The organism is Streptomyces anulatus (assembly GCF_014650675.1).
Taxonomy (GTDB): Bacteria; Actinomycetota; Actinomycetes; order Streptomycetales; family Streptomycetaceae; genus Streptomyces; species Streptomyces anulatus.
This window is the reverse complement of sequence record NZ_BMVK01000002.1, coordinates 725,685-741,279: the sequence shown is the minus strand read 5'-3', so window position 1 is coordinate 741,279 and position 15,595 is coordinate 725,685. Positions and strand designations below refer to the sequence as shown.

At 69.8% G+C, this 15,595-nt stretch carries 14 protein-coding genes and 1 pseudogene; 14 read left to right on the top strand and 1 reads right to left on the bottom strand.

Going from position 1 to position 15,595, the window contains the following annotated elements:
* Positions 1–81: 81 nt before the first annotated feature.
* On the top strand, positions 82–1,392 hold the full coding sequence (locus tag IE272_RS07945; RefSeq protein WP_098892510.1) for an Nramp family divalent metal transporter: 1,311 nt from the start codon (positions 82–84) through the stop codon (positions 1,390–1,392).
* 88 nt (positions 1,393–1,480) lie between these two features.
* Here IE272_RS07945 and IE272_RS07940 read toward each other — a convergent pair whose 3' ends face one another.
* A complete protein-coding gene (locus IE272_RS07940; protein WP_050360152.1) occupies positions 1,481–3,202 on the bottom strand; it encodes a chitinase in 1,722 nt (573 codons plus the stop codon).
* Between the two features lie 810 nt (positions 3,203–4,012).
* Between IE272_RS07940 and IE272_RS07935 the strand changes: the two genes are divergently transcribed.
* The 13 genes and pseudogenes from IE272_RS07935 (at position 4,013) to IE272_RS07875 (ending at position 15,593) form a co-directional block, all read left to right on the top strand.
* Positions 4,013–4,879 carry a hypothetical protein gene (locus IE272_RS07935; protein ID WP_078961327.1) on the top strand — a complete coding sequence of 289 codons (867 nt, stop codon included), beginning with the start codon at positions 4,013–4,015 and terminating at the stop codon, positions 4,877–4,879.
* 232 nt (positions 4,880–5,111) lie between these two features.
* The gene (gene cpaB, locus IE272_RS07930) at positions 5,112–5,819 is read left to right on the top strand and encodes a Flp pilus assembly protein CpaB (RefSeq protein WP_047178506.1); all 708 of its coding nucleotides are present in this window, start codon (positions 5,112–5,114) and stop codon (positions 5,817–5,819) included.
* 7 nt (positions 5,820–5,826) lie between these two features.
* On the top strand, positions 5,827–7,140 hold the full coding sequence (locus IE272_RS07925) for a CpaE/TadZ family protein (RefSeq protein WP_073740214.1): 1,314 nt from the start codon (positions 5,827–5,829) through the stop codon (positions 7,138–7,140).
* Between the two features lie 3 nt (positions 7,141–7,143).
* Positions 7,144–7,572, top strand: a complete 429-nt coding sequence (locus tag IE272_RS07920; RefSeq protein ID WP_056700917.1) for a TadE family protein — start codon at positions 7,144–7,146, stop codon at positions 7,570–7,572.
* Positions 7,572–7,982 carry a TadE/TadG family type IV pilus assembly protein gene (locus IE272_RS07915; protein WP_050360148.1) on the top strand — a complete coding sequence of 137 codons (411 nt, stop codon included), beginning with the start codon at positions 7,572–7,574 and terminating at the stop codon, positions 7,980–7,982. Before IE272_RS07920 ends, IE272_RS07915 begins: the two co-directional genes overlap by 1 nt.
* An 88-nt stretch (positions 7,983–8,070) precedes the next feature.
* A pseudogene (locus IE272_RS07910) lies at positions 8,071–9,368 on the top strand (TadA family conjugal transfer-associated ATPase).
* Positions 9,369–9,378: 10 nt separating this feature from the next.
* A complete protein-coding gene (locus tag IE272_RS07905; RefSeq protein ID WP_050360146.1) occupies positions 9,379–10,323 on the top strand; it encodes a type II secretion system F family protein in 945 nt (314 codons plus the stop codon).
* A gap of 30 nt (positions 10,324–10,353) precedes the next feature.
* Positions 10,354–11,241, top strand: a complete 888-nt coding sequence (locus IE272_RS07900) for a DUF5936 domain-containing protein (RefSeq protein WP_050360145.1) — start codon at positions 10,354–10,356, stop codon at positions 11,239–11,241.
* 177 nt (positions 11,242–11,418) lie between these two features.
* Positions 11,419–12,837, top strand: a complete 1,419-nt coding sequence (locus IE272_RS07895; protein ID WP_190006519.1) for a DUF8745 domain-containing protein — start codon at positions 11,419–11,421, stop codon at positions 12,835–12,837.
* Positions 12,838–12,863: 26 nt separating this feature from the next.
* Positions 12,864–13,898, top strand: a complete 1,035-nt coding sequence (locus IE272_RS07890; RefSeq protein WP_056700913.1) for a response regulator transcription factor — start codon at positions 12,864–12,866, stop codon at positions 13,896–13,898.
* A gap of 204 nt (positions 13,899–14,102) precedes the next feature.
* The gene (locus IE272_RS07885; protein ID WP_047178515.1) at positions 14,103–14,333 is read left to right on the top strand and encodes a hypothetical protein; all 231 of its coding nucleotides are present in this window, start codon (positions 14,103–14,105) and stop codon (positions 14,331–14,333) included.
* Entirely contained in the window at positions 14,333–14,941 is a 609-nt protein-coding gene (locus tag IE272_RS07880) for a pilus assembly protein TadG-related protein (RefSeq protein ID WP_050360142.1), read from the top strand. The genes IE272_RS07885 and IE272_RS07880 overlap by 1 nt, the downstream gene beginning before the upstream one ends.
* 34 nt (positions 14,942–14,975) lie before the next feature.
* Positions 14,976–15,593 (top strand): hypothetical protein, encoded by a 618-nt coding sequence (locus tag IE272_RS07875; RefSeq protein ID WP_050360141.1) that lies wholly within the window; start codon positions 14,976–14,978, stop codon positions 15,591–15,593.
* Positions 15,594–15,595: the final 2 nt, after the last annotated feature.

The following is a 15,595-nucleotide window of genomic DNA, read 5'->3' as shown; positions in this document are numbered from 1 at the left end:
GGGGACGTTCCCCGTCCCCATGTGTGCCGGTTCCGTGCGCACCCCTTGTGCCGGCCCGCCGATTACGCTTCCTTGATCGGCATGGCGGAGACAAGAGCAACCACAGGGACAGGGGAGCCGGCCTCCCGACCACGTAAGTCCAGCTGGAAATACATCGGCCCCGGCATCGTCGTCGCGGCGACCGGGGTCGGGGCGGGCGACCTGGTCGCGACGCTCATCGCGGGAAGCAAGTTCGGATACACCCTGATGTGGGCGGCGGTGATCGGCTGCGTCGTCAAGATCTCGCTCGCCGAGGCGGCCGGCCGCTGGCATCTGGCGACCGGCCGCACGCTCTTCGACGGCTGGCGCAGCCTGGGCCCCTGGACCACGGTGTACTTCGCGGTCTACGTCGTGCTCTGGGGCTTCATCTACGGGGCGACGGCCATGTCCTCCAGCGCCCTGCCCATCGTGGCGCTGTTCCCCGACGGTCCCGGGCTGAAGTTCTGGGCGATCGTCACCGGACTGATCGGGCTGGCCTTCGTCTGGTTCAACCGGTACGCCGTCTTCGAGAAGGTCATGACGGTCCTGATCGGCATCATGTTCGTGGTGGTCGTGTACGTGGCCGCCCGCGTCGTGCCGGACGTCGGGGCCTCGTTCGCCGGGCTGCTGCCCGTGCTCCCGGACGGCTCGCTCCTCTACACCCTCGGGCTGATCGGCGGCGTCGGCGGCACGATCACGATGGCCGCGTACGGGTACTGGGTCAACGCCAAGGGCTGGAGCAACTCCTCCTGGATGAAGGTGATGCGGCTCGACAACCGGGTCGCCTACATCACCACCGGGGTCTTCGTCGTGGCGATGCTCATCGTCGGCGCCGAGCTGCTGCACGCCTCCCAGGTCGCCCTCACCTCCGGCGACCGGGGCCTGATCGACCTGGGCAAGGTGCTGGAGGACCGCTTCGGCGCGGGCACCGCCAAGCTCTTCCTGGTGGGCTTCTTCGCCACGTCGTTCTCGTCGCTGATCGGCGTCTGGCACGGGGTCAGCCTGATGTTCGCCGACTTCGTGGAGCGGTTCCGGGCTCCGGCGGCCGAAGGGGCGAAGACCGAGGCGCACGAGGGGGCGGACGTCGCCGAGCGCCGGCAGCGGTCGTTGCCGTTCCGCGCGTACCTCCTGTGGCTGACCTTCCCGCCGATGACCCTGCTCTGGCTGGACGAGCCCTTCGGCCTGGTCATCGCCTACGGGGTGCTCGGCGCGTTCTTCATGCCGTTCCTCGCCCTGACCCTGCTGTGGCTGCTCAACTCCTCCCGTACGCCGGGGGAATGGCGCAACGGATGGGTCAGCAACGGGATGCTCGCCCTGTCCGGGCTGCTGTTCATCGTGCTGTGCGTCCAGCAGGTGCGCGAACTGCCCTGGTGACCCGGCCGCCGTCGGCGTAACGCCGCAGCGCCGCCGGGGGAGCGGCGGCGCTGCAGGTTCCGGGGTGGTGCGGTGTGGTGCGGTGTCGTTACGGGAGGCTGCGGACGTGCGGGCCGACCGCCTTCGACCAGGCGAACCCGGCCGTCGCGTCCCAGTTCGTCGACCAGGTCATCGCGCCGCGCAGCGACGGGTAGGTCTTGGACGGCTTGAACGAGCCGCAGTTGGTGCCCTTGGCGAGGCAGTCCAGCGCCGCGTTCACGATGGACGGGGAGACGTAGCCGCTGCCCGCGCCGCGGGTGGAGGCGGGGACGCCGATGCCGACCTGGGACGGGTCGAGGCCGCCCTCCAGCTGGATGCAGGCGAGCGCGGTGAGGAAGTCCACCGAGCCCTGCGAGTAGACCTTGCCGTCGCAGCCGAGCATCGAACCGCTGTTGTAGTACTGCATGTTGACGACGGTCAGGATGTCCTTGACGTTGAGCGCCGTCTTGAAGTACTCGCCCGACGTCGACTGCATGTCGATGGTCTGCGGGGCCATCGTGATGACCAGCCCGCTGCCCGCCTTCGCCGACAGCTGGCGCAGTGCCTTCGTCATGTAGGTGGCGTTGAGGCCGTTCTCCAGGTCGATGTCGACCCCGTTGAAGCCGTAGTCCTGCATCAGCGCGTACACCGAGTTGGAGAACGCGGTGGCGGAGGCGTCGCTGTCGACGCGGACCGTGCCCAGCTCGCCGCCGATCGAGATGATGACGTTCTTGCCGGCCGCCTGCTTGGCCTTGATGTCCGAGCGGAACTGGGCGTCGGTGTAGCCGTTCAGCCCGGCGGTGTCCAGGTTGAAGGTGACCGCGCCCTGGGTCGCCGTGGCGTCCGCGAAGGAGACCGCGATGATGTCGTAGTCGGCCGGGACGTCGCTGAGCTTCTGGACGGCCGCGCCGTTGTTGAAGTTCTGCCAGTAGCCGGTCACCGCGTGCTTGGGCACGGTGGTCACCGGGCCGGTGCCGTTCTTGGCCGTACGGGCGCTGACGGCGGCCGACTTGACCGACTCACCGGCCGCGTTGGTGGCGCTCACCGAGAACTGGTAGGCGGTGTCCGCGGTGAGGCCCGAGACGGTCGCCGAGGTTCCGGTGGAGGTGGTGGCCTTCGTGCCGTCCCGGTACACGGTGTATCCGGTGGCGCCGGAGACCGCGTTCCAGGAGAGGGAGACGGAGGACGTGGTGGTGGCGCCCGCCGCGAGGCCCCCGGGAGTCGCCGGGACGACGGGGCCGGGCTCCTCGCCGCCGCCGCCGTCGGGGCCGGTCACCTCGAAGTCGTCGGCGAGGTAGGCGGCCTGCCCGTACCAGCCGTGGGTGTAGACGGTCACCGAGGTGGTGTTCGCGCCGGTCTTGAAGCTGGTGGACAGCTTGGTCCAGGTGGCGGAGCCCGGCGACCAGGTGGACACGTCGGTGGTTCCGGTGCCGCTCACGCCGAGGTAGGCGTAACCGCCCTGCACCCAGGAGCTGAGCGTGTACGTCGAGTTGGGCTTCACCTTGACGGCCTGCGAACACTTGGCGTTGTCCTGGCCGGCCGGGGTGGCCTTCAGCGCGGACGTACCGCCGTGCACGGGGGAGGAGACGATGGCGCCGCTGTTCCCGGCGCAGGTCCAGTTGGCGAGGCCCGACTCGAAGCCCGCGTTCCTGGCGTTGTTGACGTCGGCGGCCTGGGCGGTGCTGACGAGCCCGGTGACGGTCAGGGCCGCGGCCGCGACGACGGCCATGGTGCCGCCGAGCACGGGACGGGAGCGACGCCTTCGGCGACTGCTGCCTGCGGAGCGTTCCACTGGTTCCTCCGTGGGGAGTTGGTGGTCCTGGCGGGGGTCGTGCAGGAGGGCCGGACGGACGACGGGCCGGGGCTGCACGGGTGGGCCGGGAGAAGCGGGGATCCGTGACGACGCATCACGGTGAAACACGATGAAGCACGATGAAGCGCGGTGAATCGGAGTTGACCGGGGTTGATCGGGGGGTGTCGTACGGCGGTCGTGCAGGGGGTGCTGAACCGGGGACATGGAACACGAGGTGTCCTGCCGGGAGCGGTGGCCACCGCTTGGCGCATAAAACTGGTCCAGACCAATCAAGTTGTCAAGACCTCTGGCGGTGAAAAGCCTTCCGCGAGGGTGGGCGCGAGGTTGTGCCGAGGGGTCGGCGACGGGGCGTCCGAGGGTCCGTGGAGGGTGCCGGACCGGGGTTTTTTCCGCCGGGAACGCCTCCGGGACCGTACATCGCACCCCGCACGGGTGATCTTGTGGGAGATCTTCGGACGGTCACGGAAACGCCCTTACGAAAAGGAGGGTGACGCCCCGGAATCCAGTCTGACGTGCGCGAATGGATACGTGATCGAAAGCCGGACGCAGGCTTCGGTAACGCTCCGCAGTGATAGCCGAGTTGGGCGGAATCGATTTCGTCCCGTTTAGCACCCGGGCCCCGTAGGAACGGTGTTCGCATGATGCCGTACTGGTCTCCGATAACTGTTCTCTGCCTGGTGAGACGTGGCTAAAGTGCTGGGTCAGGAGCACGGAGCAGGAGCGTTTGCGGCCGACGTCCCCACGTCGACCGGAGCCGAAACGGGGAAGAGCGTGCCGACCGCAATAGCAGTGACGAGCGCAGACCTGGTGCTGCCGCCCACCGACCAGCAGACACCGACCGCCGCTCTGCTCCAGGCCCCCGAGGCCCAGGTGCTGGAGCTGGCGATCGGTGACATGCACCTGCTGCTGGAACAGCACGGGTATGTGATCGCCCTCTATCCCTCGGGCATCCGGCCCGAGCACGAGCGGCGCCTCCACTCCATCCGCTCGGTGCTGGAGAGCGACCGGATCGCCCTGGTCAAGGTGGACCTCCCTCCCCTCGGCCTCGCCGTACTGGTACGTCAGCTCCGGCAGTTGTCCGTCTGCGACTTCAGTCCCGGGGTGGTCGCCTCCGCCGCCCGGCTGCTCTCGCACTACATCTACGCGGGTGCCCTCCTCAACTCCGTCGCCCGCCTCGACCGGGTCCCGGTCAGCCTCAAGAGCCACGCCACGTCCTGGGTCCCCGGATCCCAGTTCGCCGTGCTCGCCGGGCCCGAGGCGCAGCTGATGAAGGTGGGCCCGACCGTCGAACCGCCGACGGGACCGGATTTCGGTACGCATCTTCTGGTCGCGAAAGGGAATCTGCAGTCGGACTGGGTACAGGAGACCCTCGCGCCCGCCTGGAAGGTCCAGGCCATTCACGACGCCACGGTCCCGTCCGACTCACCGCGCTGGTGGGGGACGGGAAAGCTGGTGGAGTTCGCCGCCCATCTTCCGGACCTCTCCGTGCTCTACCAGCTGGTCTCCTCCGTACGCCGGGAGAAGTGCCACTGGTGCTCCATGGAACTCATCGGTGACCGCTGCGCATTCTGTTCCGCTCCTCTCGCGGCTTCGGAGAACCGCATGCTCCCCACCGGTGTCCTCCATCACGGGGCCGGCGAATCGCCGGGCCCGTAGCGAGACCGCTCCTCCCCGCAGGGCCGCTCCTCCCGGTCCCTGCGTGTCCCCCGTACTCCCGTACGCCCGTACGAGACCTTCACCGCTCCGGTCGGCCCCGCAGCAGCGCGCCGCCGCAGATGTAAGCGCGTAACCGCACCACACAGATGTAAGCGCGTAACCGCACCACCGCACCGCTCTCTCTGTCCGCAGTCCGTCCCACACATCCGATTCGAACGAGGTTGTCCGGACCATGAACTCCCGCCAGCGCCGCGGCGTGATACTCCTGCTCCTGTCGGTCCTGTGTGCCTTCGCGGCCTTCGCCGGCGTGCTCTCGGTGATCAGCGACGTCAACTCGAAGGTCGGACCCGAGGTGACGGCGTACCAGCTGAAGACCAACGTGGCTCCGTACACAGCACTGAACAGCGGCCAGTTCGAGAAGATCAAGATGCCCAAACGCTGGCTCTCGGAGAACGCCGTGACCGACCTGCAGGAGGTCGAGTCGAAGATCGCGGTCACCGAGCTCCGCGAAGGCTCGCTGCTCCAGTCGGACATGATGGTCCGCAAGCCCGAACTCCGAGCCGGTGAGCAGGAGATCGCCATCATGATCGACGCCTCCACCGGTGTCGCCGGCAAGATCACACCGGGCGCGACGGTCAACATCTACGCCACGTTCGCCGGTGAGCAGCAGGGCGCCGCGGCCCAGTCCAAGGTCATCGTCTCCAATGCCAAGGTGCTGGACGTCGGCGAGCTGACCGCTCTGGACCCCAGCGCGGACGACCGGGGCACCCGGGCGACCGAGGCCGTGCCGATCACCTTCGCCCTGAACACGCTGGACACGCAGCGTGTCGCCTATGCCGAGTCCTTCGCGGAGCACGTGCGTCTCGCGCTCGTCGCCCCGGGCAGCGACGGCACCATCCGCCCGGGGGACCGCACCTACACGCTCGACAAGGACAAGTGAGGATGGGATGACCACCAGAATCCTCCCCGCCGTCGGTGACCTCGACGCGGCCCGCTCCGTCACCACCCTGCTCAGCCAGCTGCCCGACGCCGAACCCGCCACCCCGGTCGGCGACTCCACCCAGCTCATCGACACCCTGGCCCGCCTCGCGGGCGAGGCGCTCGACGAGCTGCCCGAGGTGGTGCTGGTCCACGAGCGGATCGGCCCGGTGCCGGCCCTGGAGCTGATCCGGGAGGTGTCGATGAGGTTCCCGTCCGTCGGTGTCGTCATGATCACCGCGGACGCCAGCCCGAGCCTCTTCGCCGACGCGATGGACTCCGGGGCGCGCGGCCTGGTCACCCTGCCGCTGAGCTACGAGGAACTCGCCAACCGCGTGCAGGCGGCCGCCCAGTGGTCCGCCGGCGTACGCCGCCACCTCACCTCCGGGAACGAGGTCTTCACCGGCCCCGGCGGCACGGTGGTCACGGTCACCGGCGCCAAGGGCGGCGTCGGCGCGACCGTCACCGCCATCCAGCTCGCCCTGGCCGCGCAGGCGTCCGGCAACACGGTGGCGCTGGTGGACATGGATCTCCAGACCGGGGACATCGCCTCGTTCCTCGACGTCCAGTTCCGCCGCTCCCTGGTCGACCTCGCCCTGATCACCGACATCTCGCCCCGGGTGCTGTCGGACGCGGTGTTCTCCCACTCCACCGGCCTCGCCCTGCTCCTCGCCCCCGGTGAGGGCGAACGCGGCGAGGAGGTCAGCGACCGCTCGGCCCGCCAGATCGTCAGCGCGCTGCGCACCCGCTACGAGATCGTCGTCATCGACTGCGGCGGCCAGATGAACGGGGCCAACGCGGCGGCCATCGAGATGGCGGACGTGGCCCTGCTGGTCACGACCCCGGACGTGGTCGCGGTGCGCGGCGCGAAACGCATCGTACGGATGTGGGAACGGCTCCAGATCCGCAAGGCCGAGGAGACGGTCACCCTCGTCAACCGCTTCACCCGCAACACCGAGATCCAGCCGCCGCTGATCCAGAAGATCACCGGCACCCGGGTCGCCTCGGCGGCGATCCCCGCGAACTTCAAGGAGCTCCAGGCGTCCATCGACTCCGGACGCCTGCACGAGCTCGACGCCAAGAGCACGGTCAAGCAGGCGCTCTGGGGCCTGGCCGGAGAGCTGGGCATCGTCAAGGAGAGCGCGACGGCGAAGAAGAGCGGCAGCGCCCTGGTCAAGAAGAACAGCGGCGCCTTCAAGAACGACCGGGGCTCGATCGGACGCCCGCGCCGCCGGCGCGACGGCTCCGGCCGCGGGCCCGGAGACTCCGAGGGGACACGTTGAGCGATGACCACCACAAGGACGGCACGAAGCGGCATACGGGGGCGGATCACCGCCCTACGTGACCGCCGGGACCGGGACCGCGGACAGACCGCGGTCGAGTTCCTGGGCATGACCCCCTTCATCATCCTGATCATGCTCGTGCTCTGGGAGTGCGCCCTGATCGGCTACACCTTCAGCCTCGCGGGCAACGCGGCCGACGTGGGCGCGCGCAAGGGCAGCGGTGCGGAGTACGGGGCGGGCGCGGCCTGCCGGGCGGGCGCGATGAAGGACCTCCCCGGCGCGTGGAAGGACGGGGCCCGGATCCGCTGCAGCGGGGGCAGCCGCCTGTACGAGGCCACGGTGGAGCTGAAGGTCCCGGTGCTGGTGCCGGGACTGTTCGACCTCGACACCAAGATCAAGGGCACGGCCGGATCGCCGAGGGAGAACCAGTGATGACGACGACGCGTCCGCACGGCGAGCGCACCCGTCCCGCACGCGCGAAGGGCGACCGGGGCCAGGTCGCCATGGAGTACCTCGGCTTCCTCCCCCTGCTGCTCCTCGTAGCGATGGCGGCCATCCAGCTCGGACTGGCCGCGTACGCCGCCAGCCAGGCGGGCACCGCGTCCCGCGCCGGAGCCCGTACGGCAGCCAGCGTGGACGCCCGGGGCAGCGGTCAGACCAACGCCCGGGACGCCGTGAGCGACTGGGTGGAGGAGGGCGGGTTCCGCTACCGCCAGCGCGGCGGGCAGGACATCACGGTCACGGTCCGGGTCAAGGTGCCCTCCGTCGTGCCGGGACTGGACGACTGGTGGGCCGAGCGGAGCACGACCATGCCCAACGAGAAGTCCCGGATCGGTTTCTGACCCCCCACCCCCACCCCCGGCCCTGACCCGGGCCGGACCGGACCTGCCGGACCAGCACCGTCCGCGAACACCGAGGAGAGCTACGCCGATGAGCCTGCGGGCACGCATGACCGCTCCTGAGGAGCAGGGCGGGGCACGGGAGGACGGCCACATGGTGGCCACCTACCGGGCCAAGCTGCTGGAGGAGATCGACCTCGCGGAGATGTCCTCGCTGGCCGCCGCCGACCGGCGGGCCCGGCTGGAGCGCGTCCTCGGGCACATCATCAGCCGCGAGGGCCCGGTCCTCTCCACCGTGGAGCGCTCGCAGCTGATCCGCCGCGTCGTCGACGAGGCGCTCGGACTCGGCATCCTGGAACCGCTCCTGGAGGACGCCTCCATCACCGAGATCATGGTCAACGGCCCCGACCAGATCTTCGTCGAGCGCAACGGCAGGGTCGAACAGCTCCCGATGCGCTTCGGCTCCCACGAACAGCTGATGCAGACCATCGAGCGGATCGTGTCGACCGTCAACCGCCGTGTCGACGAGTCCAACCCGATGGTCGACGCCCGCCTGCCCAGCGGTGAACGTGTCAACGTGATCATCCCGCCGCTCTCGCTGACCGGCGCGACGCTCACCATCCGGCGGTTCCCGCGCTCCTTCACGCTCCAGGAGATGATCGGCTTCGGTTCGCTGGACGAACAGATGCTGGTCCTGCTCGCCGGACTGGTGCAGGCCAAGCTCAACATCATCGTCTCGGGGGCCACGGGCACCGGCAAGACGACCCTCCTCAACGCGCTGTCCGGGCTGATCCCGAACACCGAGCGCATCGTCACCATCGAGGACTCCGCCGAACTCCAGCTCCAGCAGAGCCACGTCATCCGGCTGGAGACCCGCCCGGCGAACGTCGAGGGCAAGGGCCAGATCACCATCCGCGACCTGGTCCGCAACTCCGAGGCGGCGAGTCCCTCGACATGCTCCAGGCGATGTCCACCGGTCACGACGGTTCGCTCGCCACCGTCCACGCCAACAGCGCCGAGGACGCGCTGATGCGTCTGCAGACCCTCGCCTCGATGTCGGAGGTCGAGATCCCCTTCGAGGCGCTGCACGACCAGATCAACAGCGCCGTCGACGTGATCGTCCAGCTCACCCGGCACGCCGACGGCACCAGAAAGATCACCGAGATCGCCGTCCTGGACTCGCACGGCCGCGACCCGTACCGCATCGTCACGGTCGCGCGGTTCAACGCACAGCCGATGGCCCCCGACGGCCGCATCTACGGCGACTTCCAGTACCTCCCGCTGCCCCGGAAGCTCGCCGAGCGCCTCTACCTGGCCAGTCAGCCCATCCCGCAGGCGTTCGGCGTCGCCCAGTCCGCCGAACAGCTCGCCACCCGAGAGGCCAACTAGGTACCGAGCCATGGACAACGTCAACCTCCCCCTGGTCACCGTCGGCGTCACGCTGCTGTGCTGCGTGCTCGGCGTGATGGGCCTGTACGCCTACTCCGGCGGCAAGGCCGACCGCGACGCCCTGGTCGACCGGCTCTCCCACGTCGGGCAGATCCCCGAGACGGGCCGCCGCCGCCGCTTCAAGGTCCTCGACCGCAGGCTGCGCGCCACCGCGCTCGGGCGGAAGCTGGAACTGAAGCTCGCGGCGACCGGCATGGACCTCACGCCCGGCGAGTTCCTCGTCTACGCGCTCGTCGCGATGGCGGGGCTCTGGATGATCGCCTCCTCCCTGCTCGCCGCCTTCTTCGGCCCGGTCGCCGCCCTGATCGGCCTCTGGGGCACCAACGCGTTCCTCAACTGGCAGCGGGTCAAGCGCACCGAGCGCTTCATCAACCAGCTCCCCGAGCTCTCCCGGATCCTCGCCAACGCCACCCAGGCGGGCCTGGCCCTGCGCACCTCGCTGTCGATGGCCGCCGAGGAACTGGAGGACCCGGCCGGCGAGGAGCTGGCCCGGGTCGCCAGGCGGCTGGCCGTCGGCGAGCCCCTGGAGGACGCGCTCAGCGAGCTGACCGACCGGCTGCCCTCCCGCGAACTCGTCGTCCTCGTCACCACGCTGGTCCTCTCCAACCGGGCCGGCGGTACGGTCGTCAGCTCGCTGCGCAACCTCACCGAGACCCTGGAGGAGCGCAAGGAGACCCGCCGCGAGGTCAAGACCCAGCTCTCCCAGGTCACCGTGACCGCCTACGCGGTACCCCTCTTCGGCATCGGCGCGATGCTGCTGATGAACGCGGTCATGCCCGGCGCGCTGGACCGGATGACAGGGGCGTTCCCCGGCCAGGTGGCGGTGGTCGTCTCCATCGTCCTCTACGCCATCGGCTTCGTCGTCATCCGCCGCTTCTCCCGTATCGACGTCTGAGACCAGGAACCAGGAAGGAACGGTACGGATATGGACCTGCTGCTAGCCCTGGTCGTCGGCCTCGCCGTCTACGGGGCCATCCACGGCATCCGGATGTACCGGGCCGACGCGAAACTCCCCGGTGACCTGGCCGTGGCCCTGGAGTCCGGGGCCTCCCGCACCAGCGCGGTCGGCTCCGGCATCGACCGCCTCGGCATCCGCTGGGCACCCGCGGTGCTGCGGATGATGGGCCCCAAGGCCGTCAACAAGAAGCGCCGCCAGATCGACCTGGCGGGCAACCCCGGCGGCCTCACCCTCGACCGTTACGCGGCCCGCCGTGCGGTCTACGGGGCGCTGGGCGTCCTCGGCGCGTTCTCGATGCTCCTGCGCGGCCAGCTGTTCCTGGCCCTGGTGATGGTCGCCTTCGGCCTGTTCTGGGTGGAGGCCGGGATCTGGTCGGCGATCCGGGTGCGCCGCGAGCACATCGAGCGGACCCTGCCGGACTTCCTCGACGTCCTGGCCGTCGTCGTCTCGGCCGGACTCGGCTTCCGGCAGGCGCTGGACCGGGTGGCGGAGAAGTACGAGGGCCCCTGGTCCGACGAACTCCGCATCACCCTGCGGCAGATGGACATGGGCGTCAGCCGCCGCCAGGCCTTCGAGGAACTGCGCAGACGCAACGACTCCGAACAGGTCGCCATGTTCGTCACCACGCTCCAGCAGGGCGAGGAGCTGGGTGCGCCGATCGTCGAGACGCTCATCCAGATCGCCAACGACATGCGCCGCACCGACGCCCAGAACGCCCGCCGCAAGGCGGCCAGGGCGGTCCCGAAGGCCACCTTCGCGGTGACCACGTTCCTCCTCCCGGGCACGCTCGTCCTCCTCACCGTCGGTTTCGTGTACGGAGCCGACGTCGACCTCTCGTCCATCACGGGCGGATGACATGAACGCGGGCGGGACGACATGAACGACGGGCCGGATGGGGACGGAACTCCTACGTTCCGGAACAGCCGCTGAAGCGGTTGCCCGAAGAGGCGGGCGGACGGAGCACCAGCCGTACGGAGCACCAGCCGTAGGGAACACGAGCGTTACGGGGAAGGAGACGGAGGTGACAGGCTCATGGCATTCCAGCTCAGTGGCGCCCAGCCCGGACTGACCGCGGAACTGACCCGCGCCCACACCGGCACCCCGGCCCGCCCGGCCTTCGCCATCCAGGTCAACGCCCTCCAGGCGATGTGCCGCCAGGTCTTCGGCTTCCGCCTGGCGATGATCGCGATAGCGACCCCGTACGCCATCAGCCACACCGCCCCCGGCCTGCCCACCTGGTTCATCGGCTCGGCGATCCTGGTCACCTTCATGGGCTCGTACCTGCTGTTCCGGGACTGGGAGCGGTTCGGCCCGGTGCTCCTGCGCCACCCCTGGCTCCTGGCCGTCGACGTGTTCTTCGGCGCGCTGCTGCTGATCACGGCGACCCCCGAGTCGACCCTCGCGTACGTCACCGTCTGCACCCCGATGCTGGCGGGCCTGATCCAGGGCTGGCGCGGGGCGGCGATCTTCGCCGCACTCCAGGTGGTCATCGTCTTCGGCGTGTACGCGAGCGTCCCGAAGCTGGAGCCGGGCGGTGCGCCGGCCCTGCTGCTGCCCGGCTTCTGCGTGATCGCCGGGGCGGTCGGGGTCACCCTGCGCAATCTCCTCCTGCGCTTCGGGACGGCCACCCAGGCGCTCACCGAGACCCGGGCGCGGCTCGCGGTGAACGAGGCGGTGGAGGGGGAGCGCACCCGGCTGGCCCGGGAGATGCACGACTCGGTCGCCAAGACCCTGCACGGCCTGGCGCTGGCCGCCGACGGACTGGCGGGCTCGGCCGACCGCATGGACCCGCCCACCGTGAAGCTCCAGGCGGAACTGGTCGCCCGCGCCGCCCGCCGGGCCGCCGCCGAATCCCGGGAACTGCTCACCGACCTGCGCCGGGAACAGGGCCTGGACGGCGGCGTCGACCTGCTCGCGGAACTGGCGGCCCACGCCGAGGACTTCACCCGCCGCCACCCGGTCACGGCCACCTTCCGCCGCCTCGCCGAGGAGACCCCGGTCCCGCCCGTACCGCAGGCGGTCGCCCGGCAACTCCTCACCGTCGCCTCCGAGGCGCTGGAGAACGCCCACCGCCACGCCGGTCCCTCGTACCTGATCGTCCTCGCGGGCGTGCAGGGCGACATGCTCCGCATCAGCGTGTACGACGACGGGCGCGGCCTGCCCGCCGGAACGACGCTCGACACCCTCCGCCGGGCCGGCCACTTCGGCCTCGTCGGCATGGTCGAGCGCGCGGCCTCCATCGGGGCCCGCATCCGGATCGGCCGGGGGAGCGCTGAGAAGGGCACCGAGGTGCGGGTGGAGCTCCCCCTGGCGGCGCTGACGAGCCCGGCCGCCGGGGAGAACACCCCGTCGGCCTCCCCGCCCGCCCCCGCGCGGTCGTTCGCGCCGTCGCCCGCGCCGCCGTCCCCGTCGTCGCTCGCACCCGAGAACGTCACGACCACCCACCCATGACCCCGACCCTGAGAGGAGGTCGCAGCATGCCGGACGATGTCTTCCCCGCGCCGAACCGCAACGGGGCGGCGGCTCACCACCACGCCCCCCCGTACCCGTCGTCGCACATCCCGCTCGCCCAGGCCCCCGGCCCCGCCGGACACCCCGGACACCAGCACTCTGCGATCCAGCCCCCGGCCGCGCCGACGCCGTACCCCGCGTTCGGAGGGCCCACCGCGTCCCCCTTCCCACCGGCTCCCCCGGTTCCCGGACCGGCCCGGCTCCGGGTGGTCGTCGCGGACGACAACCCGGTGGTCCGGGCGGGCCTGGGCGTCCTGCTCTCGGGCCGCGCCGACATCCAGGTCGTGGCAGAGGCGGCGGACGGCCGCGAGGCCTACGAGAAGACCCTCGAACACCGCCCCGACGTGGTCCTGCTCGACGTCCGGATGCCCGGCGTGGACGGCATCTCGGCCCTGCCGCACCTGGTCGGCATCGCACCCGTGCTCATGCTGACGTACAGCCGCGAGAGCGAGATCGTCCACGAGGCGCTGCGCCTGGGCGCGGGCGGCTACCTGGTGCACGGCGAGTTCACGGCGGACCAACTGGTCCGGGCGGTGCGCGACACGAAGGACGGCCGCGCGAACTTCACCGCCACGGCGGCCGACGCCCTGCTGGCCCACATGCGCCTGGGGTCGGCGCCGCCCCGGGGCCCCCTCCCCGAGGGGCTCGGATCGGCCCTCACGACAGCGCCCGTACCCGTGCACCCGGCGCCACGCCCCCTCGAAACTTCGGAAAGTCTTTCGCAACTGCAACCTTCTGTGGGACAGTCTTCTGTGTCCGGGGGATCGGTTCCCACCCCCAACAGGCAGCAGTACAAGCTGAGTTCGAGGGAGGTGGAGGTCATGGACCTGATTGCGTCCGGAATGAGTAATCAGCAGATCGCCGCCACCTGCTTCATCAGTGAGAAGACGGTCAAGAACCACATCAACCGCATCTTCACCAAGCTCCACAGCGCCACCCGCAGCGAGGCGATCGCCCACTGGCTCGGCACCGCGCCCCGGAACCCCGGACGGCAGCCATGACCGAGCGATCGCGCAACGAGAGGGCCCAGGAAGCCTTTTGGGCCCGGGAATGGGCCCACGGGCCCTCTGGGGCAGCGGCGGTCTCCCCCTATGTTTCTCACGTCGCCAACGGCACCGGCCGGGAGGAAGCCGGTACCGGGGGCGACACCGCAGGAACGTGCGAGTCGGCCGGCAAACGGTCGGCCGAACCCGGAGGGGAACACCATGTCGAACATCACCCTGAAGACCGCCGTCCGCGTCAACGGCTGGGCCAACACCGCCGTCAGCAGCATCCAGAAGCGCTACGAGGCGAAGGACCGGGGTCAGACGGCGTTCGAGTACCTGGGCATCATCCTGGTGGTCGTGGCGATCATCGGTGCGATCGCGGCGTCCGGGATCGGCGGGAACATCTCCAGCCGCATCGACGGACTGGTGACCTCCATCACCTCTGGCTGATGCGTACGCGTCTACGCGGCAGCGCAGGGCAGGCCTTCCCCATCTACATCATGATGGTGGCGGGCCTGCTCTTCCTTGCGTTGGCCTTCTTCGCCGTCGGCAAGGCCGCTGCCTTGCGCAATGATTCCCAGGGCGCCGCGGACGCCGCCGCGCTGGCCGCCGCCCAGCAGGCGCGTGACGACTTCGGGACCGGGTTCTACGCCTCGCTCCCCGGCAACACCCTGGACATCTTCCTGGGCGCGCCCTTCGTTCCGCCCTGCTACGAGGCTGAACGGCTGGCCAACGCCAACGAAGCCGACATGACCCTCTGCGTGCCGAGGTACGGCTACCTCCGGGACACGATCAAGGTCGAGGTCATGGGCCGTGATCCGGTGGACTCGCCGGTGCTCCCCGGTTCGGACAACAAAAAGGCCGAGGCCGAGGCCACCGCGCTCATCGAGTTCCGCTGCCCCAACCCGAAGGCCATCGACTTCAACAGCGACGGCGTCCAGGACCTCTTCATCTTCACGTGCCGGAACGGCAAGATCATCGAGATCGCGCCCGGCAGCCCGCCCCCGTGGAAGAGCGTGAGCACGACGCTCTTCGACGTGCGGTTGGTCGACCAGTGACAGCGAAGCGAACGACGAGTAGAGGAATCGGACCATGAGCATGCGGCGGACCACGACGACCAGAAGGGCGATGGCGGCTGTCTCCATGACGGCTGCCCTGGCCCTCGCGCTCGCCGGCTGTGGCGACGACGGAGGCGAGGAGCCCGGCACCGAGGGCTCCGGCGCACCGTCCGCCCCGGCCAGCCCCTCCGCGGAGGACAAGGGCGAGACGCAGCAGGAGGACACGGCTGCGGGCGAGAACGTGGACCCGGACGTGAAGCTCGCGGAGACGCGCGGGCAGGGCGGCATGGTTCTGGTCGTCAACGAGGTCAAGCGGGACTCCGGCGGCTTCCTCACCATCCAGGGTGCGATCACCAATGAAGGTGACCAGGCCCGGACCACCACGCCGTGGTCAGGGTCCGAGGTGAACATCGTCAACAAGAACCCCAACTCGGTCGCCGGCGCGACGCTGGTGGACAAGATGGGGAAGAAGCGCTACTACGTGCTCCGGGACACGGACTCCCGCTGCCTGTGCACCACGTCGATCACGTCCCTGGCGCCGGGCAAGACGACGCCGTTCTTCATCCAGTTCCCCGCTCCGCCGCAGGGCACGACCGAGGTCGACTTCAGCCTTCCGACCTTCGCCACCACCTCGCTGAAGATTTCTGGGTGAGT